Origin of the sequence: Streptomyces sp., from assembly GCF_035645055.1 — a bacterium.
Classification (GTDB): Bacteria; Actinomycetota; Actinomycetes; order Streptomycetales; family Streptomycetaceae; genus Streptomyces.
The window spans coordinates 122,295-146,708 of record NZ_DASQNH010000035.1; the positions used below are offsets into that span (position 1 = coordinate 122,295).

The window sequence follows — 24,414 nt, forward strand, 5'->3', positions numbered from 1 at the left end:
GGCGGCCCCGTCGTGGGGGCCGTCGTAGGAGCCGTCATGGGAGCCGGTCGAGGATCCGGCCGGAGGATCCGGCGGGCTTGCGCGGGTGCCCGGCGCGGCGGCTCAGTCGAGCCAGCGGCCGTCGCGCATGAGATCGCGGCCCCGCAACTCGTTCGCCTCCCGCCAGGCCTGGATCCGCCGCGGCCGGATCAGGAAGTACTGGTAGGGCTCGTCGAGTGCGCGCGGGTCGAAGCCGGTCCGGTCCGCGAACGCGTCGCCCGTCCGCGGGGCGAGACCGGCGATGTCCACCGGCTCGGCGACGCCGTCGACGACGACCACGTCCCGGGTCGGCCCGAGACTGAGCCGCACCCGGCCGGCCGCCAGCGGATTCCGGCCGGTGACGAGGCACGCGGCGTCGAGACGAGGAACGCGGCCCCGTCCCAGAGGTAGGACAGCGGGACGAGGTGGGCGCCGCCCGGGGGCCCCGAGGTGGCGACCCAGAGATCGACGTCGCTCTCCAGCTCGGCGCGGGTGTCCCGCAGTCGCTCCGCGCGTGCTCGCGGTGGTGCGGCCGTCATGGTGCCTCCAGTCGCCGGTGAGGGGGTCGAAGGGTGGGCGCGGGTGACAGCGCGGCCGGCCGTCACATCGCGCGGGGCGCGTCGGCCGTATGCCGCCGGTAGGCGCCGGGCGACATGCCGACCAGTTCGGTGAAGCGGGTGTCGAGGACGCCGGGCGACGAGCCGCCGACCGCGCGGCGGACCTCCGTGACGCTGGGGCCGCCGAGCCGCAGCAGCGCCGTGGCGCGCTCCACGCGACGCGCCATCAGGTACGCGTACGGCGACGTGCCGTAAGCCAGCCGGAACTGGTGGCTGAGGTGACGGGCGGACATGTTCGCGCCACGGGCGAGCGCCTCGACGTTCAGCGGCCGCGCGTACTCCCGGTCGATCCGGTCACGGACGCGGCGCAGTCGCGCGAGGTCGGTGAGACGCTGCGCGGCGGCGCGTGCGCGGCCCCACGAGGGGTGGCACATGGGGAACTCCTCTGCGACGAAGGCCGGAACGCTGACGGCTCAGCGGATCTCCTGGATACGGACCAGGTTCCCCGCGGGATCACGGAACGCGCAGTCGCGGATACCGTACGGCTGCTCGGTCGGCTCCTGGACGACCTCGGCGTCGCGGGCCTGCACCTTCTCGAAGGTGCCGTCGAGGTCCCGGGTGGCCAGCAGGATCCAGCCGTACGTGCCCTTGGCCATCATTTCGACGATGGTGCGGCGCTCGGCCTCGGTGATCCCGGGGTCGGCGGCGGGCGGCGCCAGCAGGATGGAGGTGCCGGGCTGGCCGGGGGGTCCGACCGTGATCCAGCGCATCCTGCCCTGTCCGACGTCACTGCGGACCTCGAAACCGAGGGCGTCGCGGTAGAAGGCCAGGGAAGCGTCCGGGTCGTCGTGCGGGAGGGCGGTCGTGTGAATGGTGATGTCCATGAAGATCAGGCTAGACACGAGGCCCTGCACGGTGCTTCTCCATTCCTGACCGGACACAGGGCGGTCAGTACGCGCCGGGCAGCGGGTTCTCCTTGACGAAGCGGCGCAGCTCGGCGGTGAGGGCGTCGGGGTTGTCGAACGGGACCAGAGTGCGGGCGCCGGGGATCTCCGCATACCGCGCGTTCGGCAGCAGTTCGGCGAGGCGGCGGCCGGTCGCGGACGGCATCATGCGGTCCTCGGCGCCCCAGGCCACCAGTGCGGGACGGGTGAAGGACGACAGGTTCTCGGCGGCCTTCAGGTAGCAGTCCGGTTCCGCGCTGCGGCAGAACTTGGCGAAGTCACGCCGGATCGCGCGGTCGGTGAGCAGCGGCCCGTACCAGCGGGCGATCAGCTCCTTCGGCAGCCGCTTCTTGGCCATTCCGCCGAGGGACGTCTGCATGCGGGCCAGGAACGGGACGCGGAACGACTGGATGAGCAGGAACAGGCCGCCGGGAATTCTGGCGGCCCAGCCCAGGAGCTTGCCCTGGATGCCCGGCGGATAGTTGTCCAGCGCCTCGCAGGAGGTCAGGACGAGCCGGCCGATGCGCTCGTCCCGTACGCCGATGAGGAGTTGCGCCGTTCCGGCGTCGTTCTGGACGAGGGTGACGTCCCGGAGGCCGAGGCGGTCCATGAACTCGGCCAGCAGCGCGGCGACTCCGTGCGCGGTCAGATCCGCGTCCGGGCGCATGGGGCGCCGGTGGCTGCCGATCGGCAGGACCGGGACCAGCACCCGGAAGTCGGCCCGCAGGTCGGAGACGACCTCGGCCCAGACCGACTCGTCGAAGCCGAGGCCGTGGGCCAGGACCACGACGGGACCGTCACCGCCCGTGTCCTGGTAGTCGATGGTCCCTGCGCTCAGCTCGATCTCGGGCATGGCGTTGCCTCCGGCTCGGTCGGCCCGCCCCGCGTTTCGGCGGGCCCTTCCTGACAGCTCGTCGCGACAGCTCGTCTCGGCGGACAGCTCTGGACGGACAGCTCTAGATAGATCGTTCTAGTGAGAGAATAGGCCCGGACGTCCGCCATCTACAAGAGCCGCCCGGAGGCCTGCACCGTGAGCGACAGGAAAGACACCGGCACGCGAGACACCCGGCAGCGCATCGTCACGGCCAGCACCGAGCTGTTCCGGCGCCGCGGTTACACCGGAACGGGCATGAAGCAGATCGCCGAGGCCGCCGGCGCGCCCTTCGGCTCGATCTACCACTTCTTCCCCGGGGGCAAGGAGCAGCTGGGCGAGGAGGTGATCCGCACCTCGGGGGCCGCCTATCTCGGCCTGATCGCCGCGCTCATGGAACCGTACGAGGACAGAGCCGCCGCCACCCGTGACGCGTTCAGCGCCGCGGCGGACACGCTCAGCGAGCTGGACTTCGCCGACCCCTGCCCGATCGCCACGGTCGCGATGGAGGTGGCCAGCACCCACGACAAGCTGCGGCAGGCCACATCGGAGGTCTTCGACAGCTGGATCGACGGCCTCGCCGCCTACTACGCGGCGGGCGGCATCCCCGAGCCGGCCGCCCGGGAGACGGCGGGCTCGGTGATCGCCCTGCTCGAAGGCGCCTTCATGCTGGGCCGTGCCGCGCGCAGCACCGCGCCGGTGCTCGCGGCGGGCCGCGCGGCCGCGGCGATCGTCCGCGCGGCGCTCACCGGCGCGTGACCGCCTCCCCGGCCCGCTCCCGGGTCGCCCGGCTGCGCGCGTCCGGTCGCGGCCCGGGCCCCGGGCGGTGACGCTGGCAGGGCAGGGACACGGGTGAGAAGGAGTTGAGGAGTTCTGCCAGGGCGACACGCACGACGGCGAGACGATCGTCCGACCGCTCGGCGGGACAGAGCCGTCCCGCCGGCTTTCGTGTACCCGTCACGCACTGGCGGTGTCCTGATCCCCCCGCACCCCGGCCACGACCTGAAGTGAGCCGCCCGGACGTGGGTACCCGCTGCCCGCGCCCCCCGGGGCGGTACGCAACGACATGAGCCCAAGGAGCAGGACGTATGAGCGAGGCCAACCCCCTGAAGCGGGTAGCCCACAAGGTCGCCGACAGCTTGCAGGGCGACGGCGGACCGGCGGAGGGGATCCCCGGCAAGCCGGGTGCCGAGTCGCCGTCGGTCGCCGAACCCACCGAGCCGAGGGAGCCGCTGCCGCCCAAGCCGGACCAGAGCGGCCCGGAGACCGTGTCGCCGACCGGCCAGCCGACCGGCGCGGACCAGGCCCGGATGGCTCAGTCCGGCGCCTATCTGACGACGGCTCAGGGCACCCGGCTCCCCGACACCGACCACTCGCTCAAGGCGGGCCCGCGCGGTCCGGTGCTGTTGCAGGACCACCATCTGCGCGAGAAGGTCATGCACTTCGACCACGAGCGCATCCCGGAGCGGGTGGTGCACGCCCGAGGCGCGGCGGCGCACGGGATCTTCCAGAGCTACGGCACGGCGGCCTCCGTGACCAAGGCCGCGTTCCTCGGCAAGGACGTGGAGACGCCGGTGTTCGTGCGCTTCTCCACGGTGCTGGGGTCGCGCGGTTCGGCGGACACCGTGCGCGACACCCGGGGCTTCGCGACCAAGTTCTACACCAGCGAGGGCGTCTTCGACCTGGTCGGCAACAACATCCCGGTCTTCTTCATCCAGGACGCGATCAAGTTCCCGGACGTCATCCACGCGGGCAAACCGCACCCGGACCGGGAGATCCCGCAGGCGCAGAGCGCGCACGACACCTTCTGGGACTTCGTCAGCCTGCACACCGAGGCCGCCCACCACACGCTGTGGAACATGTCCGACCGGGGCATCCCGCGCTCGTACCGGATGATGGAGGGCTTCGGTGTCCACACCTTCCGGCTGGTGAACGCCGACGGCGGTACGACGCTGGTGAAGTTCCACTGGAAGCCGAAGCTCGGTGTGCACTCCCAGGTGTGGGAGGAGGCCCAGATCACGAGCGGGGTGGACCCCGACTTCCACCGCCGGGACCTCGCCGACGCCATCGAGGCGGGCGCCTATCCGCAGTGGGAGCTGGGCATCCAGACCTTCCCCGACACCCCGGAGCAGACCTTCGAGGGCATCGACCTGCTGGACCCGACGAACATCGTCCCCGAGGAGCTGGCGCCGGTGCAGCCGGTCGGGCTGCTCACCCTGAACCGCAATCCGTCGAACTTCTTCGCGGAGACGGAGCAGGTCGCCTTCCACGTCGGCCACCTGGTCCCGGGCATCGACATCACCGACGACCCGCTGCTGGCGGGCCGCCTGTTCTCCTACCTCGACACACAGATCACCCGGCTCGGCGGCCCCAACTTCCCGCAGCTGCCCATCAACCGGTCGCACGCGCCCGTCAACGACATGCAGCGCGACGGCATGCACCAGACGGCGGTCCACCGGGGCACCGCCCCCTACCGGCCGAACTCGCTCGACGGGGGCTGCCCGTTCCACGCGGGCGCGGACACCGGGGCGTACGTCGAGACGCCGGTACGCGTCCCCGAGGCGGCCAAGGTGAGGGAGGCCCCGGAGTCCTTCGCGGACCACTTCAGCCAGCCCCGCCGGTTCTGGCTGAGCATGACCCCGGTGGAGCGCGAGCACATCATCGGCGCGTACGTCTTCGAACTCGGCAAGTGCTACGAACAGGCGATCAAGGAACGGCAGTTGCAGGTGCTCGCCAACATCGATCGCGAGCTGTGCGAGCAGGTCGCCCAGGGTCTGGGGCTGCCCGCTCCGGCACCGACCGTGCCGCTCGCCGATGTCGAGCCGAGCCCGGCGCTGTCCCAGGTGGGCCAGAGCTGGCCGGTCGACGGGCGGATCGTCGGCATCGTCACCGGCGCGGACGGCGATCTGGAGAGCGTCCGCGCGGTGCGTGAGGCGGTGCTGAACGCGGGCATGGTGCCGCTGGTCGTCGCACCGGCCGGCGGCACGCTGGGTTCCGGCGACGGCGGGGTGACCGTGCAGCGCACGTACGTCACCGCGCGCTCGGTCGAGTTCGACGCCGTTCTGCTGGCCGGCATTCCCGGTGTGGGCACCGACGCGTACACCGCCCGGGACGCCAAGTCCACGCCGTCCTCCGTGGAGCCGACGACCTGCGACCCGCGGGTCCGGCTGCTGCTGACGGAGGCGTTCCGGCACGGCAAGGCCATCGGCGCCTGGGCGGGCGGAAAGGTCGCCCTGGAAGGGGCGGGTGTACCCGTGGACGCCCCCGGAGTGGTCCTCTCCGACTCCCCCACCGCCGCGCTGGAGGAGATCGTCCGCCTGCTGGGGAAGCACCGCGTGTGGGAGCGGTTCGCGACACCGGTCTGACAGGTGCCGGTTCGGCAGGCGCCGGTTCGGCAGGTGCCGGTCTCACAGGTGACAGGCGTGGCGCGGTGTCCGGCGGTTGCCGGGGGCGCCGCGCCCGTCGTGTGCGCGGGGAGCGGCCACGAGAGTGGCGACTCGGAGGACTGAGCCCCGCGCACCGAGTCCCGCGCCGGGGTCCGGTCCGGCGGGGTCACGGGATTTCCTGCTCCGCCCAGATGATCTTTCCGTCGGGTGTGTACCGGGCGCCCCAGCGGTGGGTGAGCTGGGCCACCAGGAAGAGGCCCCTGCCGCCCTCATCGGTGCTGCGGGGGTGCCTCAGGCGCGGGGCGGTGCTGCTGCCGTCGGCGACCTCGCAGGTCAGGCGGGAGTCACGGAGGAGGCGTAGCCGGATGGGGGGGTCGGCGTAACGGATCGCGTTGGTGATCAGTTCGCTGACGATGAGTTCCGTCGTCATCGCCAGTTCCTCGAAGCCCCAGGCCTCCACCTGGCGCGTCGCGCGGGCCCGCACCTCGCAGACGGCGGCCGGGTCCGCGGGCACGTCCCACGAGACGACGTGCTCGGCGTCCAGGACGTGCGTGCGGGCCAGCAGGAGGGCGATGTCGTCGCGCTGCGGCAGCGGCATCAGCCGGTGCACCGCGGACCGGCACAGTCTGTCGAGGCCCAGGCCCGGCCGCGCGAGGAGTTCCGCGAGCCGGGCCATCCCGGACTCCAGATCGCCGTCCGCCCCTTCGATGAGGCCGTCGGTGTAGAGACCGAGCAGGCTGTTCGCGGGCAGTTCGACCTCGTCGGCCTCGAACGCGATCCCGCCCAGCCCGAGCGGCGGCCCGGCGGGGAGTTCGGGGAAGGAGACGTGCCCGTCCGGGGTGACCACGACCGGGGGCGGGTGTCCGGCCCGGGCCATGGCGCAGCGCCGGGTGACGGGGTCGTACACGGCGTAGAGGCAGGTCGCCCCGAGGAAGGCGGTGGCGCTTTCGGTGGCGTCCTCGTCCGCCGTCCGCTCCTCGCTCAGCCGGAGCACGAGGTCGTCGAGACGGGCCAGCAGTTCGTCCGGCGGCAGCTCCATGTCGGCGAGGGTCTGCACCGCGGTGCGCAGCCGGCCCATCGCCGCCGCCGCGCCGATGCCGTGGCCGACCACGTCGCCGACCACGAGGCCCACCCGGGCGCCGGACAGCGGGATCACGTCGAACCAGTCGCCGCCGACCCCGCCGACCGGGTCCGCCGGAAGGTAGTGGGAGGCGACCTCCACTGCCGCGCCGCCGGTCAGGGCCTGGGGCAACAGGCTGCGCTGAAGGGTGACCGCCGCGGTGTGCTCCCGGGTGTAGCGGCGGGCATTGTCGACGCACAGGGCCGCTCGTGCCACCAGTTCCCGGGCCAGCATGACGTCGTCGGGCTGGAAAGCGGCGGGGTTGAGCGACCGTATGAACGTGGTGACCCCGAGGACGGTGTTGCGCGCGCGCATCGGCACGGCGATGAGCGAGTGCAGGCCGAACTCGCGGATGCGGGCCACTCGCTCGGGCTGTTCGGCGGCCCACAGCGCGTCGGAGGGATCGAGGACCGGGACGAGGATCGGTTCGCCTCGGATCAGGGTCCCCAAGTCGCTCGGCGGTGGCAGGAAGCTCACCCGGTCGCCGATCCGCGCGACGGCCTCCGGGCAGCCGTCCCGCACGGACCCCAGCCCGGCGCGGCGCATCACCGGCCGTGCGGCCGCCGGTCCCGCGTCGGTCAGCCAGGTTCCGTGCCCCGCGGAGCTGAGGACGCTCTCCAGGAGGTCGACGGCGACGAAGTCCGCGAAGCGGGGCACGGCGAAGTCGGCGAGTTCCTGTGCCGTGCGCATCACGTCGAGGGTCCTGCCGATGCTGGCGCCGGCTTCGTTGACCAGGGACAGGAGCCGGCGCGCGTTCCAGCGTTCGGTGACGTCGAGCACCATGTAGCAGACGCCGGTGATGGAGTCGTCCGCGTCCACCAGCGGGAAGAAGGAGGTCGAGTAGGCGTGCTGACGGTGGGGGTCGGCCCAGCTCCAGCCCACGTACTCGTAGTCGGTGACGGGGACGCCGGTCTCCATGACCTTGCGCATAAGCCCTTCGATGGTCTCGGCCTGCAAGCCGGGCAGCAGCTCGCTCAGCCGGCGCCCCAGTCGCTGCTCGCGGGGGACGCCGCCGAAGCGTTCGAGGGTGTCGTTCAGCCACACGTACCGCAGCTCCACGTCCAGCACCGCCATGCCGACCGGTGAGCGGGTGAGGAATCCGTCGAGGACGGACTGGCCCACGGTCCACTGCTGCCGCTGCTCGCGCGCCGAGAGCAGGAAGCATTCGTGGTCGCCGATGCGGAAGGACGCGGACACTCTCAGGTCGGCTTCGAGCCGGCGGCCGTCGCGGTGACGCAGGGAGACCAGACCGTTCCATCCCATTCCGGCCCGGCACCGCTCGACGAGCCCGGCGACCCGTGTCGGGTCGCCGGGCATCGCCACCAGACGCGCGGCGGAGCCGCCGACGACTTCGGAGGCCCGGTAACCGAGGAGTTCCTCGGCGCCGCGGGTCCAGCCGATCACGACGCCGTCGGCCGAGAGCACCGCCGCGGCGTCGGTGGACGCGTCGAGGAGTTCGCGCGGTACAGCCGACGTGGGCGGGGCGGAGCCCCCGTGCCTGGAATTCATGGGTCCACCATCCTTTACAACGACTATGTTCCCTTTTGTCCGCCCGATGTGCATCGGCCGGGCGCTCCGGTCCGGGCCACGTACGGATATCTCGGCCTGTGGCCGTCGTCGCAGGTCAGCGACGCCGGGCGCAGCGGCGAACCGGCTGTGACTGGGCAAGGCGCAGAGCCGGAGGGAGCATGGAAGGGCCGACGGCCGGCAACAGCGCGGCGATGCCGGCGACAGGCCGGCCCGGGCACACCCTGCCGGCCGGCAGAGGAGGCGCAGGGATGACAGCCGAATCGTATTCGTCCGACAGTGATCTCTTCGGCCCCGGGCCACGGGGGCGGACCAGCCTGCTGGACGTGCTCAGCGTGGCCGCTCTGGTCCTCGACACCGACGGACGCATCGTGTTCTGGACCCCGCAGGCCGAGGAACTGTTCGGCTACTCCGCGGAGGAGGCCCTCGGCACCCCCGCGGCACGGCTGATCATCCATCCCGAGCATCTTCAGGCGGTCGTCAAGCTGTTCGCGGAGGTGCTGGAGACGGGCCGCAGCTGGGCCGGCGCCTTCCCCGTGCGGCACAAGGACGGCACCAGCCGCCTGATGGAGTTCCGCAACATGCGGCTGCTCGACGATCTCGGGGACGTCTACGCCCTGGGCCTCGCCGCCGACCACAGCCTGCTGCAGCGCGTCGAGACCGACCTGGCGCTGTGCGAGCGGCTGATCAACCAGTCCCCGATCGGTCTCGCCCTCCTCGACCCCAACCTGCGGTATCTCCTGGTCAACCCGGCCCTGGAGCGGATCGACGGCATCCCGGCCGAGGACCACATCGGCCGCCATCTGCGGGAGACCCTGCCCTTCCCCGACGTCGACACCGTGGAGTCCGCGCTGCGGCAGGTGCTCACCACGGGCACTCCGCTGCTCGACCAGTACCACGTGGGCCGGGCCCCGTCCGACCCCGAGCACGAGCGTGCCTGGTCGCTGTCCTTCTACCGCCTGGAGGACCCCGGCGGGCGGGTCCTGGGCGCGGCCACGTCGGTCGTCGACGTCACCGAACGGCACCGGGCCGCGGCCGAGGCCGACCGGGCCCGGCGCCGCCTCGCGCTGATCGCGGACGCCTCCACCCGGGTCGGCACCACGCTGGAGGTGGAGCGCACGGCCCATGAGCTGGCCGAGATCGCCAGTCCGGAACTGGCCGACGTGGTCGCCGTGGACGTCCTCGACTCGGCGCTCGCCTGCCGCCGGATGCGCACACCCGACAACGGCCCGGAACTCTTCCGCGCCCTCGCCCTCAAGGCGGCCCACCCGACCGTGGCGCTGCACGCCGCCGACCCGCCCGGCGACCTCGCCTCCTACGAGGGCGACCGGCTGGTCACCCTCTGCGTGCACACCGGCCGGCCGATCCTGGTGCGGCACGTCGGCGAGCGGGATCTGCCGCGTATCGCCCGCGACGCCGAGGCGTCCGAGCTGCTGGCGCGCGCCGGAGTCCACTCCTATCTGGCGGTGCCGCTGATCGCCCACGGCGAGGTGCTGGGCGCCCTCGACCTCAAGCGCACCCGCAACCCGGCCCCGTTCGACGAGGACGACGTCATCCTGGCCAGTGAGCTGGCCAGCCGGGCGGCGGTGGCCATCGACAACGCGCGCTGGTTCCAGAGCGTGCGCAACACCGCCCTGACCCTCCAGCGCAGTCTGCTGCCCGACCATCCCCCGCACCACACCGGTCTGGAACTCGCCTCCCGCTACCAGCCCGCGCAGGCCACGAGCGAGGTCGGCGGCGACTGGTACGACGTCATCCCGCTGAACGGCGACAAGACCGCGCTGGTCGTCGGCGACGTCATGGGCAACGGCATCGACGCCGCCGCCACCATGGGCCGACTGCGCACCGCGACCTGCGCGTACTCGGACCTGGACCTGGACCCGGGCGAGGTGCTCCAGCACCTGGACAAGATCACCTGCGATCTGGAGCATTACATCGTCACGTGTCTCTACGCCGTGTTCGACCCCCACACGCGACAGTGCCGCATAGCCAACGCGGGGCACATGCCGCCCGCGCTGGTCCGGGCCGGAGCTGCCCCCTCACTGCTCGATCTGCCCACCGGAGCCCCGCTCGGCGTCGGCGGCATCACGTTCGAGACGACCACGGCCGAACTGGGGACCGGAGACCTGCTCGTGCTCTACACCGACGGCCTCGTCGAGACCCGGCAGCACGCCATCGACGACCGGCTGAACGCCCTGCTGAGTTTCCTCGGCGAACCCGAGCGGTCCCTGGAGGAGACCTGCGATCTGCTGCTGTACGGCCTGCGCCATCCCGACGACCACGACGATGTCGCTCTGCTCGTCGCCCGAGCGCTGTAGCGGGCGGGAGCGGTGGGGACGGCCGCGGAGCGGCCGGCTAGCGCAGGGCGAAGAAGTGCAGCGGCGAGTTCGGCCGGAAGCCGATGCGCGGGTAGACGGGTGCCCCGGCCCGTGTCGCGTGCAAGGTGGCGCGGGTCAGTCCGGTGGCCCGGGCGCCTTCGTACAGCGCCTTGCGGGTCACCGCCTCGCCGTAGCCCCTGCGCTCCCACCGGGGGTCCGTGGCGACGAGCGCGACGAAGAGCCGGCCCTCCGCTTCGACGGTGCCCGCGCAGGTCACCGGTTCGTCGCCCCGCATCCCCAGGTAGGCGTGGACGTCGTTCTTCCACAGCGCCGAACCGACGAGGCCGTCACGGCCGTGTTCCAGGGGGAAGCCGTAGGCGCGCGAGTTGAGGTCCGCGTAGGCGCGCAGCTGCTCGTCGGTGCGTACGCGGACGAAGGTCAGGTCGGGGTGGGCCGGCTCCGGGAGAGGGAGCAGGTCCCCGGCCATGCCGGTGCCGGGGAAGGCGTAGGCCAGACCGGCGCGTTCGGCCGCTGCCGTCAGTCCGGCGCGGGCCTCGCTGTCGAGGAGGTCCTCGAACACCCACAGAAAACCGGGCTGCTTCTTGGCGCGCATGATCTCCGCGGCCTCCGCCAGCCGCCGCTCCGCGAGCGCCGGATCCGCCCCGACGTCGGTCAGCGTGACGCAGTTCCAGAACGCGAACCGGCTGTCGGCCCAGCGCACGGCGATGCCGGGGAGGTCCCGTACGTCCGCTCCGGCGTCCCGGTCGAGCACCATGGCCCGCCACACCGTGGCGAGTTGCTCCATCGATTCGATCGAGTCCGCGAGATCGGTCACCGTAACTCCTCTGAGCGTCACTTCCCGGAATGCCCGTCGCCGTCACAACGACCGGGGCCGCTCCGAAGTTCACCCTTCCCGGACCGATCCGCTCGGAGCCGCCGCTCCGACTCCCCTGCCGACGCAGTAGGTTTCGACGCCATGCGAATCACGAAGTACACCCACGCGTGTGTGCGGCTGGAACAGGACGGCCGGGTCCTGGTCATCGACCCCGGGACATGGAGCGAGCCGGACGCCCTGGACGGCGCCGATGCCGTCCTGGTGACCCATGAGCACGCCGATCACATCGACGTCCTGCGGCTGGCCGGACTCGGCGTGCCGGTGCACGCCCCCGCCGAGGCGGACATCCCCCGGCTGGAGGTCGACCGGGTGTCCGCGGGCCAGGAGTTCGAGGCCGCCGGGTTCCGCATCCGGGCGGTGGGCGGCCGGCACGCCTTCATCTACGGCGGGCAACCGGACTGCGCGAACCTCGGCTACCTCGTCGACGACGCCGTCTACCACCCCGGCGACTCCCTGCACGTCCCCGAGCAGCCGGTCGAGACACTGCTGGTCCCGGTCCACGGGTCATGGGTGAAGACGGCGGAGATGATCGACTTCGTCAAGGCGGTCGCGCCGCACCGGGCGTTCGCCATCCACGACGCCCAGCTCAACGAGCGCGGCCTCGGCAGCGTGAACGGCTGGCTCGCGCAGGAGACCGACCACGGCTACCGCTTTCTGGCGCCCGGCGAATCGCTCTGACCGCCCGCACCCGCAGGGGTGACGCAGACCCCGAAGCGCCGTCGGGTGATCCCCGGCCTCCCTACGGTCTCCAACTCCCGGCCTCGTAGGTTGTGATGAGCGATCGGCCCGTCCATACGGTCGAGGTGCCCCTGGGCGACGGAAGCGACGAAGCGATCCAGGACAGATCCGGGAAGTGGACGAGACCCTGGTCCGGGTGGGACGAGGGGGCCGCTCGGTGGCGCGCGCCGAGCGGTCGTTCGGCCGGACGCTGGACACGGTACGGCCGGTGGCGGAGAGCTTCGTGGGCCGCTTCCGGGCCCTGGCGAACGCGCCGGACGGGATCACGCTGCCCCCTTCCGGTACTGGACGGGTCAGTGCCGGAGCACGACGACGTCGAACTCCAGCGTCACCTTGTCACCGACCAGGGCGCCGCCCGGGCCGACGCCCCAGTCCTTGCGGTGGACGGTCGCCCTCCCGTGGAAGCCGGCCCGGAAGCCGCCCTGTGGTCCGGGCCGGACGCCGGTCAGCCGGACGTCCACACCGACCGGCCTGGTGACGCCGTGGACGGTCAGGTCGCCGGTGACCGTGAAGCGGGTCCCGCCGGCCGGCGTCACCCCGGTCGAGGTGAAGGTGATGACCGGATGGCTGCCGACGTCCAGGAAGTCGCCGCCGCGCAGGTGGTCGTCGCGCTTCCGGTTGCCGGTCCGCAGGCTGTCCGCCCGGATGACGAGCCGGACCACGGAGGCCGCCGGGTCGTCGCCGTTCAGTCGCGCGCTGCCCTCGAACGCGTCGAACCGCCCGCGCACCTTGATCACCAGCGCGGCCCTGGCGGCGAAGCCGATCCGGGTGCGAGCGGTGTCGAGGACGTAGTCTCCGGTCAGTTCACCGAGATCGGTCGTGGTGGTCATGGGCGGTCGCTCCTTCGCCGGGTTGGTGTCAGCGCTATGACGACACACCCCCTCGGAATGTGAGGCCGGCAGATGAGGCGGGGTGCCGGCCTCACATTCGGAGGCGCTGTGTCGTCGTCACCGCGTGAGGACAGATCCGACCCAGGGAGCCACCGACACCATGACCACCCGATCCGAACCGCCGGACGGCCGGACCGATCCCGGCCCGGGCCCGATCATCAGCGAGCGGCGTCAGCTGATCAATCTCTCCTACCGGCTGCTCGGTTCGCTGGCCGACGCGGAGGACGTGGTCCAGGAGACGTACGTCCGCTGGTACGCGCTGTCGCGGGAGCAGCGGGAGGCCATCGCCTCCCCCGATGCCTGGCTCACCCGGGTCGCCGGCCGGATCTGTCTCGATCTGCTCGGCTCGGCGCGGGCGCGGCGGGAGCGCTATGTGGGCGCCTGGATTCCGGAACCGCTGCCCGACCGCACCGAGTGGCTCGACGGGCGTCCGGACGGGGGCACTCCGGCGGACCCGGCCGACCGCGTCACCCTCGACGAGTCGGTCCACATGGCCTTCCTCGTCGTGCTGGAGTCGATGACACCGGCCGAGCGGGTCGCGTTCGTCCTGCACGACGTGTTCCGCTACCCCTTCGCGGAGGTGGCCGAGATCGTCGGCCGTACCCCGGCCGCATGCCGGCAGCTCGCCTCCTCGGCCCGCCGCCGCCTGCGCGCCTCGCGGGGTCCCGTGACGCCCCCGGCCCGGCGGGCCGGCCTCGTCAGGGAGTTCAAGGAGGCGTGGGAGGCGAAGGACCTGCCCGCTCTGATCGGGCTGCTCGGCCCCGACGCCACGGCGATCGGCGACGGCGGCGGCCGGGTCCAGGCCATGGTCCGTCCCGTCGTGGGCCCGGGCGAGGTCGCGCGTTACGTCGTCGACCTCGCCGAGCGGGCGCCCGGCCTGAGCCTCCTGGAGCGCAGCGTCAACGGGCAGCCCGGTCTGGTCCTTCAGCTGGGCGGTGTCACGGTGGCGGTGATGGCGTTCGAGATCGACGGCGACCGGATCAGCCGGATCTGGGGGGTACGCAACCCGGAGAAGCTGCGGCCGTGGACGACCGGCTGAGTCTCGGGGACCGCCGCTGCCGCGCACCGTCCGGCGCCGGCCGGGGACAGCGGGCTGCGGCTGCGGGCCGCGGGCCGCCTCACCGGGCTCGCGCGTCCGGTAACCTCGGCAACCCCCGTGACGCCGGCAGGGATCTGCGGCGGTCGAGCGGGCGAGGCGGAGGCGTGGGCGGGATGGACGACGACGAGATACGTGCGCGCTTCGACGGCCGGAGTCGGGTCGAGCTGCTGCCGGGCCTGGTCACCGCCGCGCGGCGGCACCGGATCGACGACATCGCCCACGCGCTGGGCTACCGGCTGCTCGAAGTCTGGAGCCTCGGCCCCGCCGGGACCGGCCTCCGCTACCAGCGCGACGACGCGCCGCACGCCCGCCGCCGCGCCGAGCAGACCATCGCCCGGCTGCGGGCGGGCGGCCCGGTCCTGTCCGAGATCCAGCCGGCTCCGCCCCCGCCGCCGTCCGCTCCGCCCCCGGCTCCGACCGGGCAGCGGCCGCGGCGGCCGTGCACGTCCACCGTCCCGGGAACCGCCCCCGCCGCCTCCCGTCGCGGCCCCACCGCGGCCACGGGTTCCGCCCATGCCGCCGTACCCGCCCGCTCCGGGAGCCCCACCCGCTCCGCGCCGCGGCTGACCCTGGCGCGAGAGGGCGGGCGGCGCCTCGGTTCCCGATGACCGGCCGCCGGACTCCAGGTGCTCCGGTGCCCCGGTGCTCCGGTGCTCCGGTGCTCCGGTGGTCGAACGGTCGGGCGGTCAGCGTCCCGGGCGGGGAAAGTGCGACGGGGCGGGCAGGCCGGACAAGGGGCCGCCGGGAGCGACGCGCATCACCGATTCCAGCTCGCGGAGTATGCGGTCGGCTTCACCCCTCACCTGGGTGGGGATGTCGCCCCGCTCGGCGACGAGGCGGCTGTAGATCGGGGTCTCCTGGAACAAGGGGGTCTGCTTTCTCGGGTCGTGGCCGGGTGATGTGACGGCTCGCGCTTCCAGCTGTGGTGTCCGTGTCGACGGTGATCAGTATCGCCGACGGTGCGCGGGTGCTGGAGACAAGTGGGAAAGACGGCGGCGGGAGCTGAGCCACATCCCCTGGACGCCCGGAGGGGCGATCGACATCATGGGAGCGCTCCCAGCGATTGAGAGCGCTCCCAGCGACCCTTCCCGGAAGGCGGGCCCCGTGCAGAGTCTGACCAAGCGCCGTATGTCTCCCGACGAGCTGGACAGTCTGCTGCGGACGTCCACCGGTACGGGGTGCCGCGTGGAGCGTGAGCTGACCGACGGCTGGTTCAACACCGCCTACCGCGTCGTACTCGACGACGGCAGACCGGCCGTCGTGAAACTGGCCCCGCCGGCCGACGCCGCGGTGCTGCGGTACGAGCTGGACATCATGACGACGGAGGCCATGGTCTACCGGCGTCTCGCGCGTCTGCCGGACGGCGGCGTGCCCACCCCCGACCTGCTGCACGCCGGAGCGGAGTTCCTGGTGATCTCCGTCCTGGACGGCACGGGCTGGGACCAGGCGGCGGCCCGGCTGGCACCCGCCGCCGAGGCGGCACTGCGTCATGACCTCGGCGCGATCACCGCGCGCCTGCACACCCTGGCCCCCGAGGACGGCCGGTTCGGCTACCCGGCCGCCGCCGCCGCGCTGTCCGCCGCCGACTGGCCGACGGCGTTCACCGCCATGGTGGACGCGCTCCTGGACGAGGCCGAGCGCTGGCGGTCCCCGCTCGGCGTGCCGCCCGCCGGCATCCGGGCGCTGGTGGCCGCGGGCGGGGAAGCGCTCGCCGAGGTCACCGAGCCCCGGCTGGTCCACTTCGATCTGTGGCCGGGCAACATCTTCGTCGACGCCGGCACCGACGGGGCGGCCGCCCGGATCACCGGGCTCATCGACCACGAGCGGGCGTTCTGGGGCGACCCGGCCGCCGAGCTGGTCTCCCTGGCCTTCGGCGGCGACACCGGCCCGGACAGCGACCTCGTCGCCGGGTACACCGGGGCCGGCGGCGTCCTCGACTTCACCCCGGGCTTCCGGCACCGCCTGGCGCTGTACCGCCTCTACCTGGGCCTGCTCCTCGTCGTGGAGTGCGGCCCGCGCGGCTACGGCTCCGGCCACCTGGGCTTCTGCCGCCGCACCCTCGCCGACGCCGTCACCGCGCTCCGGTCGCGGGGCTAGCCGGAATCCGGCCACATCCATCCGGCATTCATACCCGCTGAGGTGGCACCTGGCATGGCATGGAGGCAATACGACGGGCGGCAGAAGGTGTCCGACGCCACACCCGGGCCGCACGGGACACGGTGCGCCGGGCCTGGGCGGAGCCGGGCCGCGAACGGGATCTGGTGGTGCAGGCCGGCAAGGCCGCGCTGGCGGCGTGGCTGGCCTGGGCGGTGGCGGGCTGGTGGTTGCAGGCGCCGATGGCGTTCGTCGCGCCGTGGGTGGCGATCGTCCTGGTCGAGTCCACGGTGTACCGGTCGATCGCGCACGGGCTCCAGCAGCTGGCGGCCATCGCCACCGGAACGGTCCTGGCCACCGCCGCCGCGCTGCTGCTGGACTCCACGATGGCGGCGATGGGCCTGGTGCTGCCCCTGGCCGTGCTGCTGGGCAACTGGCGGCGGCTGGGCAGCCAGGGGGTGTACGCGGCCACCGGTGCCTTGTTCGTGCTGACCTTCCAGCCGGTGACCGTCGCCGGGTCCGCGGCCCGGATCGCGGAGGCGGTCTTCGGCGCCGTGGTCGGCATCGCGGTCAACGCGCTGGTCCGGCCGCCGGTGTATCTGCGCAGTACACGCGCCGCGCTGGAGGACGCGGCCGGGGAGGCGGAAGGGATCCTCGAGGCGGTCGCCGACGGGCTGGTCTCCGGCGAGTGGGACGCCGACGCGGCCGGCTCGCTGCACGAGCGGGCGCTGCGGCTGGGGCGGCTGGTGGACCAGGCCCGCGCCGCGGTGGGCTGGAGCCGGGAGAGCCTGCGCGTGAATCCGTGGGGCCTCGGCCGCGCGGCCTCGGCCCCCGGCCAGGACTACGACGACGCCGTGACCGTCCTCGACTACGTGGCCGTCCACACCGCGGGAGTCACCCGGGCGGTGCTGGAGGCCTGCGACGACGACCGCGAGGAACCCCGGCCGGGTCCGCACATCACCGAGCCGTACGCGGCCTTCCTGCGCAACAGCGCCCACGCCATCCGGCTCTACACCACGAGCCGGTTCGCCCCGGACGGCCGGGACCGGGAGGCCGACCAGGAGCTGCGCGAGGCGGTCGAGAACCTGGGACGGACGCTGGACGATCTGCGCCGGCGGCTGCCGCGCGCCGTGCCGGACGATCCCGACGCGCTGGCCACCTACGGCACGCTGCTGATCCAGGCGCGGCGCCTGGCCGACCAGCTGGTCGAGCGCTGACCGCCGGATCGGTGCCCCTGAAGTCGGTCATCCGGGGTACTCGCGGTCCCGTCACTGGAACGAGCCCGATGGGAGGTGATCGCCGTGTCGAGTACGCAGCCGCACCGAACCGCTCCCCGCCCTCAGCTGCACGAGCCTGGCCAGGAGCCGGTGAGCGAGCTGGTCCAGCGTGCGTCCCAGCAGCTGACAGAGCTGGTACGCGGCGAGTTGCGCTTGGCGCAGGCCGAGATGAAGGAGAAGGGCAAGCGCTACGGCAAGGGAGGCGGACTGTTCGGCGGGGCCGGCGTGGTCGGTTTCCTGATGTTGCAGGCCCTGGTCGCCACAGTGATCGCGGCTCTGTCGGTGCCCTTGCCGGTGTGGGCGGCCGCGCTGATCGTCACCGCGGTGCTGGGTGTCATCGCCGCGGTGATGGCGCTCGGCGGCAAGAAGCAGGTCGACCGGGCCTCGCCGCCCGTGCCCGAACAGGCGATCGAGAACGTGAAGGCCGATGTGGCCGAGATCAAGGAGAGCACGCACCGATGACCCAGCCGCCGCACGAAGACAAGCCCGCCTCCAGCCCCGAGGAACTGCGCGAGAAGGTGGAGCGGACCCGCGCCGAGCTCGGGGAGACGGTCGAGGCGCTGGCAGCCAAGGGCGACGTCAAGGCCCGCGCCCAGGAGAAGGCCTCGGAGGTCAGGGAACTGGCCGCGGTCAAGGCCTTGGAAGTCAGGGAGCAGGCCGCGGTCAAGGCCTCGGAGGTCAGGGAACAGGCCGCGGTCAAGGCCTCGGAGGTCAGGGAACAGGCCGCGGCGAAGGCCGGTGAGCTGAAGGCCAAGGCCGCCGACGTGGCCCATCAGGTCCAGGACAAGCTGCCCGAGCCGGTCAGGGACAAGGCGGCCCAGGGCTCCCGGATGACCCGGGACAATCCCAAGCTGCTGCTGGCGGCCGTGGGTGCGGTGGCGTTGGTGGTGTGGCTGGCCTGCCGCCGGAAGGAATGACGCCGGTGAAGGCGTCGGAGACCGCCCGCGAGCCGGCCGGGCTCTCGCCACCACCCCGCAGGGCGCTGTCTTCGCGGTGGTCAAGACGGTCGTCGACCGCGGCGGCGCCACCGCCGTCCGGTCCCTGACCGGCACCTGGCCCGGCTGACCCCGGCGTCCCGAGGGCTCCGGCCCGCCGCTGCCGAGCGGTGGTCCGGAGCCCTTCGCCGTCCGCTCCGTCACTTCCGGGCACCGAGTGGGCGTCCGTGCCCGCGCGGCGGGTGCCGTCGCCGAAGCCGGGGGTGGTGCGGCGCAGGGCGATGGCGCGGCGGTAGAGGGTGAGCATCGAGTGGGGGTCGGCCGCCTGGTGGTCGGCCGCGCAGAACGGCCAGTCGGCGGGCTGGGGCAGCCAGGGCGGCGTCTGCGAGCCGGAGCCGCAGTGGGGTTCGGCGGCGGCCCAGGGCAGGGGGACCCGGCAGCCGTCGCGGCCGGGGTCGGTGCCGCCGGAGCGCAAGTGCATCGGGTCCTGGATGCGGTCCAGGGGGATGTCGGCCTCGGGCAGGCCGAGTTCCTGGCCCTGGTAGACGTAGACCGATCCGCTTCCCACGGGCAGGCGAGGAAGTTGAAGTTGAACGCGGTGTGCAGTTCGTCGGGGCGGAGGCAGCGGGCGAAGCGTTCGGCGTCGGGCAGCCACACCTCGCCGACGAAGACGCCCCCGTACTCGTCGGCGACGGCTCGCCATGAGCGGTAGATGTCGTGGAGTTCGTCCCGGTCGATGAAGGGGTGCGGCTCGCTGCCCTAGGTGAGGCCGGGGAGCGCGGGGTCCTCACCCCGAGCAGCCCGACTCAACTGGGCCCACCCCGCGGTCCGGCAGGAGCACGTGGAGTTCGCCGGGGATGCCCTGCAGGGCGGCGGGGTAGATGAGGGCGGCGCCGCCCATGTTCATCCACGTTCGGGTAGGTCTGGTTGAACTTCGCGACGTCCTGCTCCCACTGCTTCAGCTCGGCCGCCTTGGCCGTGGGGGGGCATGCAGTCGATGGTGATGGTGATCTTGGCCTTCGGGTCCAGCGGGGCGGCCGGATCGGAGGACCCACCACTGTTGGACTCGTCTCCGTCGTCGCTGCTGCTGGTGCCGCAGGCGGCCAGTGCGGTGAGGGCGAGGCGGAGACGAGGGTCAGGGCGCCGGCCCTGCGGACACGGCTCAACCGGGCACTTCTCATGGGCGGGCCCCTTCGGGCATGAACGAGGAAGGCGCCCCGCCGCCGATGCGTTGCGGGGCGCCGCACACTCAACCACCGAGAACAAGTGGCCGCAATATCTCGCGCTGATTTCGTAAATCCTTGACAGACCCTGCCAGGCAGCGACTGAGGGGCCCGGCTACGACTCCTGCGCCTGCGCGGTCGAGCCGCGGACGACCAGTTCCGGCTCGAAGAGCAGTTCGTTGTGAGGGACGTCGCTGCCCTGGATCTGGGCGCTGAGCAGTTCGACCGCCGCCCGCCCCATCGCCTCGATGGGCTGGCGGACCGTGGTCAGCGGGGGCTCGGTGCACGTCATGAAGGCGGAGTCGTCGTAACCCACCACGGAGACCTCGTCGGGCACCCGCAAACCCTTGCGACGGGCCGCGCGCACCGCCCCGAGCGCCAAGGGGTCACTGGCGCACACGATGCCCGTCACGCCCCGTTCCAGCAGCCTGGAGGCCGCCGCCTGGCCTCCCTCCAGGGAGAACATGGACCGCTCGACGAACTCGCCGGCCAGCGAGCCTCCGGCGGCCTGGACGGCGGCGTTCAGCCGGCGCCGGGAGGGGATGTGGTCGGCGGGGCCGAGAACCAGGCCGATCCGCTCGTGGCCCAGCGACACCAGGTGCCGCAACGACTGCTCCACCGCCACCGCGTCGTCGCAGGCCACACAGGGAAAGTCGAGCCCGTCCACCGCCGCGTTGATGAGCACGACCGGGATCTGGCGCTCAGCCAGCAGCTGGTAGTGGTCGTGCGCCGCGTCCGCCTGGGCGTACAGGCCGCCGGCGAAGACCACCCCGGACACCTGCTGCTGGAGCAGCAGCTCGACGTAGTCCGCCTCCGACACGCCACCCTTGGTCTGGGTGCACAGCACCGGCGTCAGCCCCTGCTGGGCCAGCGCACCGCCGATGACCTCGGCGAACGCGGGGAAAATCGGGTTCTGCAGCTCGGGCACGACCAGCCCCACCAGGCGGGCGCGCTCACCGCGCAGCTGGGTCGGCCGCTCGTAGCCCAGCACGTCGAGCGCGGTCAGCACCGACTGGCGGGTCGACTCGGACACCCCCGGCTTGCCGTTGAGCACCCGGCTGACCGTGGCCTCGCTGACTCCCACCTTTTTCGCCACTTGAGCAAGTCGTCGCGTCATGAACGCAAGCGTAGCGCAAGCGCTGCAAGGCGCTTGCGCTACGCTTGCCGGCCGGAGCAGGCCGGAACAGGCCGAAGGCGGCACGCGACTACGGGTTCAGGAGGGCGGCCGCCAGGGCGGCCCGGAGGCCCCGTGCGAGGCGCCTTGGGTGCTCAGGTGTCCCCGATCTCGTGCCCGCCGGGGGCGGGGCACGACTCAGCCGGAAGGGAGGGGGTGAGGACTTACGGAGTACCGCGGTTGATCACGAACTGGGAGCCGGGTTCCACCACGACGTCACCCTGGGCCGAGCCGGTGATGGTCACGTCCGTCAGCGTCGCGCTGCCGCGGGCCCCGCCCATCGCGAGGATGCCGGACCCATTGTTCGACCTGCTGATCGTCACGTTGCGGATCTGGACGCCGGGCATGGTGCCGCCGCCGGTCTTGAACTGGATGCCGTCGTAGGTCGAGTCGTGGATGTCGGTGTCGCGGATCGTGACGCCAGGGATGTCGGGGCCCTGCGCGAACAGGGTGATCGCGCCGAACTCCTGGGCCTCGCCCCAGAACGCGCCGCCGGTGCGAGTTGGCGCGCCATGGCAGCAGGACGGTGTTGTTGCGGAAGTGGTTGTCGTGACCGATGTCGACCGAGGTGTCCTTGACGTACTTGCTGGCCCACACCGCGAGGGCGTCGTCCCCGGTGTTGCGGAAGGACGAGTTGAACACGTGGAGTTGCGGGTGCCGTTGGCGAGGTTGACGCCGTCGGCGTAGGTGTCGCGGATGCGGACGCCGCTGAACTCGACGCCGTCGCCGGTGCCCCACAGTTCGGGGATGTTGGAGTGGTCCCGGCCGACCAGGCGCCGACGTTGGCGTGCTCGATCCACACGTTGGTGATCTTGCGTGCCGGGCTGGGCCCGGGCCGGCCCACGCCCCGGTCCCGCTCACCGCGGTGCACGGCCGGCCCGCGCACCGCGTGCCGGAGCCGTGACGCGGGGCGGCCTCAGTACCGCATCACCGGCGTCCTGTCCATCATCTCCGAGGATGATCAATCCCCGCGGTCCGCACCGCGGTGTCAGACCGAGGGAGGAACTCCGCGCCGCACAGTCAACGCGCGGACCCTCCGGCCCCTCTTGCACGGCGAAGCCCCCCACCATGAGAAGGGAAAACGCCGTGCGCTCACGTACGCGCATACATTCCGCGCCGGTTCGGCGCGCCGCCCTCGCCGTCGCGGCGGCGGGGGCGGTGCTGGCGACTCCGCTGACCCCGGCCTTCGCCGCGCCCCCGCCTCCCGCGCCCGATCTGCGCGCGGATGTGAACCGCGACGGTCGCGTCGATGTCACCGGCGGCACCGACACGGCAGGTGAGGACACCTGGACCGTGGGCCGCGGAGCGGTCGTCCTGCCCAACCTGGACGACGACACCAAGCGCTGCCCCATCACCGGCACGGACGGCAGACCGTTGTCCGACGCCAAGCTGGCCGCCTGCAACGACGGCTCGGACACCAAGGTCAACGGCACCGCCGACGCCGCCGACCTGGCGCGGGTCCGGTCCGTCCCGATGTCCGGCCTGGCGGCTGGCGCCAAGGGCAGTGTGAAGGTGACCGCGGGGGCCAGGCACACCCACGTCTTCGTCAAACGCTCCGGCACGTGGGTCCCGGTCACCTCCGCCACCCGGCTGACCGCCGCCGAGCTGCGCTCCGGAGTGGAGTTCGGCGTCGAGGCCACCGATGTGATCCGGGACCGCGCCACGTGGGACGGCCGGGCGGTGATCCGGCTGTCGGTGACGTCCGGCGGCCGGACCACCTCCGACTCGGTCACCCTGCGGGTCGCCCCGCTCCTCACCCACCACCACCTCCAGAACACCCAGCAGGTGATGGTCACCAAGGTGCGCGGCGCGGGCGAGTACGGCCGGCTCCAGCGGAAGTTCGTCTCCGACCTGGCGAAGGAGGTCAAGGCGGCCGGCATCACCAAGCCGCTGGTGACCTTCGAGAAGTACGGGGACCCCTGGGCGCAGGACTTCGTCGAGCCCGCCTACGTCAGCATGACCGGACCCGGCGGCAAGCGGCACGTGATGCGGGTGCTGCTGCGCTCGGCCCAGCTGGACCGCGAGGCGGGCCGGGAGCTGTTCGAGAAGGTGCGCGGCCGGGACGTCGGCGTCGTCCAGGTCGCGGACCGGGCCCAGCCGGACGACTGGTCGCTGAACTCCATGGGCAACCTGGAGACCATCCCGCCGTACGCGCACGGCGGCCGCTCCTTCCCGGCGGGGCGGATCATCATGGGCTGGCGCAAGGACAGCGGTGAGCGGCCGTCGCCGGCGATGCGCACCCTCCTCAAGTCCCAGGGACTGCAGGACCCGTTGCTGCTGGACACCTCATGGCTCGGCGTCGGGCACGTCGACGAGTTCGTGCAGTTCCTGCCCGCCGGGACACCGCGCGGCTGGCGGATCGGGATCGCCGACCCGCAGGCGGGGCTGCGGCTGCTGCGGGACGCCCAGCGGGACGGCCACGGCACGACGAAGATGTTCTCCGTCCCCGGCCTCGCGGGCGCACCGGCCCCGAAGGAGACCATCGACCAGGCGCTGGCCTCACGGCATTTCGTCGCAGACAACACGATGGCGGCCGAGCGGATCGCGGCCAACCTGGAGATCCTCAAGCGGGAGACGGGGGTCACCGACGCGGAGATCGTCCGTGTGCCGGCCCTCTACACCCGCGAGGCCGAGACGCGCGCCGCCGACGGTGCGGACGTTCCCCTGCCGCGGCTGACGCGGCTGGGCGGCGACTCCTCTCTCGCCGACACGTTCCAGGACCACGGCCAGCAGAAGTGGCTCGCCGAGGACGCGGACCGCGCCACCGGCAAGGCCCGGGCGACGGTCATGACCAGCGCGTACGTCCCGGGCGCGGTCAACGGCGTGCTCCTCGGCCGCGACCGCTACCTCGCCCCGCGCCAGTGGGGTCCCGTCATCGGCGGCACGGACATCTTCACCGAGGCGGTCAACACCGCCTATCGGCAAGCCGGTCTGAAGGTGTCCTACATCGACGACTGGTACACGTACCACCTCGGCATGGGCGAGGTGCACTGCGGCACCAACACCCTGCGCGACGCCTCGGCTTCCTGGTGGGCGGCCCCCAGGGGCTGACACGCTGGCGCATCCGGGCGCGCGATCGCGACGCGCTCCCGGATGCGCACTGCCGCGTTCGTCCCACTACGGCGAGTGACTCTTGTGTGCGGGCAGATGCCATGGAGGGCGCGGCCGTGGGGCTGGGACTCTCGGCGACCGCCCCGGCCGGGCCGGGAAAGCCCGCGTCCGTCGGGCGGACGACAGTGGTGCACACCGACGAGGGAGCCGTGCGCGGCACGGTCCTCGCACGCTTCCGGGCCGCGGCCCGCTGAGAGCACGCGGCACGCGGAAGGCGCGCCGGCACCTGGGTGAACC

General features: G+C 72.6%; 21 protein-coding genes and 6 pseudogenes. 14 read left to right on the forward strand and 13 right to left on the reverse strand.

Annotated elements, in window-relative coordinates:
- Window positions 1–102: 102 nt before the first annotated feature.
- From VE614_RS12245 to VE614_RS12260, 4 genes and pseudogenes are all read right to left on the reverse strand, one after another.
- Window positions 103–557 (reverse strand): annotated as a pseudogene (locus VE614_RS12245) (pyridoxamine 5'-phosphate oxidase family protein).
- 62 nt (window positions 558–619) lie between these two features.
- Window positions 620–1,009 carry an AraC family transcriptional regulator gene (locus VE614_RS12250; RefSeq protein ID WP_324935692.1) on the reverse strand — a complete coding sequence of 130 codons (390 nt, stop codon included), beginning with the start codon at window positions 1,007–1,009 and terminating at the stop codon, window positions 620–622.
- Between the two features lie 39 nt (window positions 1,010–1,048).
- Window positions 1,049–1,459 (reverse strand): VOC family protein, encoded by a 411-nt coding sequence (locus VE614_RS12255; protein WP_324935694.1) that lies wholly within the window; start codon window positions 1,457–1,459, stop codon window positions 1,049–1,051.
- A gap of 64 nt (window positions 1,460–1,523) precedes the next feature.
- On the reverse strand, window positions 1,524–2,372 hold the full coding sequence (locus tag VE614_RS12260; protein WP_324935696.1) for an alpha/beta hydrolase: 849 nt from the start codon (window positions 2,370–2,372) through the stop codon (window positions 1,524–1,526).
- A 177-nt stretch (window positions 2,373–2,549) separates the two neighbouring features.
- Between VE614_RS12260 and VE614_RS12265 the strand changes: the two genes are divergently transcribed.
- A complete protein-coding gene (locus VE614_RS12265; protein ID WP_324935698.1) occupies window positions 2,550–3,149 on the forward strand; it encodes a TetR/AcrR family transcriptional regulator in 600 nt (199 codons plus the stop codon).
- A 329-nt stretch (window positions 3,150–3,478) separates the two neighbouring features.
- Window positions 3,479–5,755 carry a catalase gene (locus VE614_RS12270; protein ID WP_324935700.1) on the forward strand — a complete coding sequence of 759 codons (2,277 nt, stop codon included), beginning with the start codon at window positions 3,479–3,481 and terminating at the stop codon, window positions 5,753–5,755.
- 187 nt (window positions 5,756–5,942) lie between these two features.
- Here the strand turns inward: VE614_RS12270 and VE614_RS12275 are convergent, their stop codons facing one another.
- Window positions 5,943–8,405, reverse strand: a complete 2,463-nt coding sequence (locus VE614_RS12275) for a SpoIIE family protein phosphatase (protein ID WP_324935702.1) — start codon at window positions 8,403–8,405, stop codon at window positions 5,943–5,945.
- A 269-nt stretch (window positions 8,406–8,674) separates the two neighbouring features.
- On the opposite strand from VE614_RS12275, the gene VE614_RS12280 reads away from it, so the two are divergent.
- Entirely contained in the window at window positions 8,675–10,741 is a 2,067-nt protein-coding gene (locus VE614_RS12280) for a SpoIIE family protein phosphatase (RefSeq protein WP_324935704.1), read from the forward strand.
- A gap of 37 nt (window positions 10,742–10,778) precedes the next feature.
- Here VE614_RS12280 and VE614_RS12285 read toward each other — a convergent pair whose 3' ends face one another.
- Complete coding sequence (locus VE614_RS12285) at window positions 10,779–11,576, reverse strand: GNAT family N-acetyltransferase (RefSeq protein ID WP_324935706.1); 798 nt, start codon at window positions 11,574–11,576, stop codon at window positions 10,779–10,781.
- A gap of 141 nt (window positions 11,577–11,717) precedes the next feature.
- Between VE614_RS12285 and VE614_RS12290 the strand changes: the two genes are divergently transcribed.
- Complete coding sequence (locus VE614_RS12290) at window positions 11,718–12,314, forward strand: MBL fold metallo-hydrolase (protein ID WP_324935707.1); 597 nt, start codon at window positions 11,718–11,720, stop codon at window positions 12,312–12,314.
- A 217-nt stretch (window positions 12,315–12,531) separates the two neighbouring features.
- Window positions 12,532–12,585, forward strand: a pseudogene (locus tag VE614_RS12295) (hypothetical protein); the annotation flags it as partial.
- A gap of 82 nt (window positions 12,586–12,667) precedes the next feature.
- Here VE614_RS12295 and VE614_RS12300 read toward each other — a convergent pair.
- Window positions 12,668–13,204 carry a YceI family protein gene (locus tag VE614_RS12300; protein ID WP_324935709.1) on the reverse strand — a complete coding sequence of 179 codons (537 nt, stop codon included), beginning with the start codon at window positions 13,202–13,204 and terminating at the stop codon, window positions 12,668–12,670.
- A 160-nt stretch (window positions 13,205–13,364) separates the two neighbouring features.
- On the opposite strand from VE614_RS12300, the gene sigJ reads away from it, so the two are divergent.
- Together sigJ and VE614_RS12310 are read left to right on the forward strand one after the other, a co-directional pair.
- Window positions 13,365–14,303: an RNA polymerase sigma factor SigJ gene (gene sigJ / locus VE614_RS12305; RefSeq protein WP_324935711.1), complete on the forward strand. Its 939-nt coding sequence runs from the start codon at window positions 13,365–13,367 to the stop codon at window positions 14,301–14,303.
- 173 nt (window positions 14,304–14,476) lie between these two features.
- Window positions 14,477–14,971, forward strand: coding sequence for a hypothetical protein (locus VE614_RS12310; protein WP_324935713.1), 495 nt, complete (start codon window positions 14,477–14,479; stop codon window positions 14,969–14,971).
- 78 nt (window positions 14,972–15,049) lie between these two features.
- Here the strand turns inward: VE614_RS12310 and VE614_RS12315 are convergent, their stop codons facing one another.
- Entirely contained in the window at window positions 15,050–15,229 is a 180-nt protein-coding gene (locus tag VE614_RS12315) for a hypothetical protein (protein ID WP_324935715.1), read from the reverse strand.
- A 238-nt stretch (window positions 15,230–15,467) separates the two neighbouring features.
- Between VE614_RS12315 and VE614_RS12320 the strand changes: the two genes are divergently transcribed.
- From VE614_RS12320 to VE614_RS33750, 5 genes are all read left to right on the forward strand, one after another.
- Window positions 15,468–16,460, forward strand: a complete 993-nt coding sequence (locus tag VE614_RS12320) for an aminoglycoside phosphotransferase family protein (RefSeq protein ID WP_324935717.1) — start codon at window positions 15,468–15,470, stop codon at window positions 16,458–16,460.
- Between the two features lie 59 nt (window positions 16,461–16,519).
- Window positions 16,520–17,674: an FUSC family protein gene (locus VE614_RS12325; RefSeq protein WP_324935719.1), complete on the forward strand. Its 1,155-nt coding sequence runs from the start codon at window positions 16,520–16,522 to the stop codon at window positions 17,672–17,674.
- Between the two features lie 150 nt (window positions 17,675–17,824).
- Window positions 17,825–18,196: a phage holin family protein gene (locus VE614_RS12330; RefSeq protein WP_324935721.1), complete on the forward strand. Its 372-nt coding sequence runs from the start codon at window positions 17,825–17,827 to the stop codon at window positions 18,194–18,196.
- Window positions 18,193–18,651 (forward strand): DUF3618 domain-containing protein, encoded by a 459-nt coding sequence (locus tag VE614_RS12335; protein WP_324935723.1) that lies wholly within the window; start codon window positions 18,193–18,195, stop codon window positions 18,649–18,651. Before VE614_RS12330 ends, VE614_RS12335 begins: the two co-directional genes overlap by 4 nt.
- The gene (locus tag VE614_RS33750) at window positions 18,605–18,799 is read left to right on the forward strand and encodes a DUF4235 domain-containing protein (protein ID WP_414719565.1); all 195 of its coding nucleotides are present in this window, start codon (window positions 18,605–18,607) and stop codon (window positions 18,797–18,799) included. The genes VE614_RS12335 and VE614_RS33750 overlap by 47 nt, the downstream gene beginning before the upstream one ends.
- Before the next feature lie 114 nt (window positions 18,800–18,913).
- Here VE614_RS33750 and VE614_RS12340 read toward each other — a convergent pair.
- From VE614_RS12340 to VE614_RS12355, 5 genes and pseudogenes are all read right to left on the reverse strand, one after another.
- Window positions 18,914–19,476 (reverse strand): annotated as a pseudogene (locus VE614_RS12340) (hypothetical protein); the annotation flags it as partial.
- 7 nt (window positions 19,477–19,483) lie between these two features.
- Window positions 19,484–19,582 (reverse strand): annotated as a pseudogene (locus VE614_RS33755) (sugar ABC transporter permease); the annotation flags it as partial.
- Window positions 19,554–19,850: pseudogene (locus VE614_RS12345) on the reverse strand (sugar ABC transporter substrate-binding protein); the annotation flags it as partial. The pseudogenes VE614_RS33755 and VE614_RS12345, both read right to left, overlap by 29 nt.
- Window positions 19,851–20,007: 157 nt before the next feature.
- Window positions 20,008–21,009 carry a LacI family DNA-binding transcriptional regulator gene (locus VE614_RS12350; protein WP_324935725.1) on the reverse strand — a complete coding sequence of 334 codons (1,002 nt, stop codon included), beginning with the start codon at window positions 21,007–21,009 and terminating at the stop codon, window positions 20,008–20,010.
- A gap of 221 nt (window positions 21,010–21,230) precedes the next feature.
- A pseudogene (locus VE614_RS12355) lies at window positions 21,231–21,928 on the reverse strand (right-handed parallel beta-helix repeat-containing protein); the annotation flags it as partial.
- Window positions 21,929–22,134: 206 nt separating this feature from the next.
- Here VE614_RS12355 and VE614_RS12360 point away from each other — a divergent pair.
- Together VE614_RS12360 and VE614_RS12365 are read left to right on the forward strand one after the other, a co-directional pair.
- Complete coding sequence (locus VE614_RS12360) at window positions 22,135–24,117, forward strand: protein-arginine deiminase domain-containing protein (protein WP_414719564.1); 1,983 nt, start codon at window positions 22,135–22,137, stop codon at window positions 24,115–24,117.
- A 116-nt stretch (window positions 24,118–24,233) separates the two neighbouring features.
- Window positions 24,234–24,371 (forward strand): hypothetical protein, encoded by a 138-nt coding sequence (locus VE614_RS12365; RefSeq protein ID WP_324935729.1) that lies wholly within the window; start codon window positions 24,234–24,236, stop codon window positions 24,369–24,371.
- Window positions 24,372–24,414 lie beyond the last annotated feature (43 nt).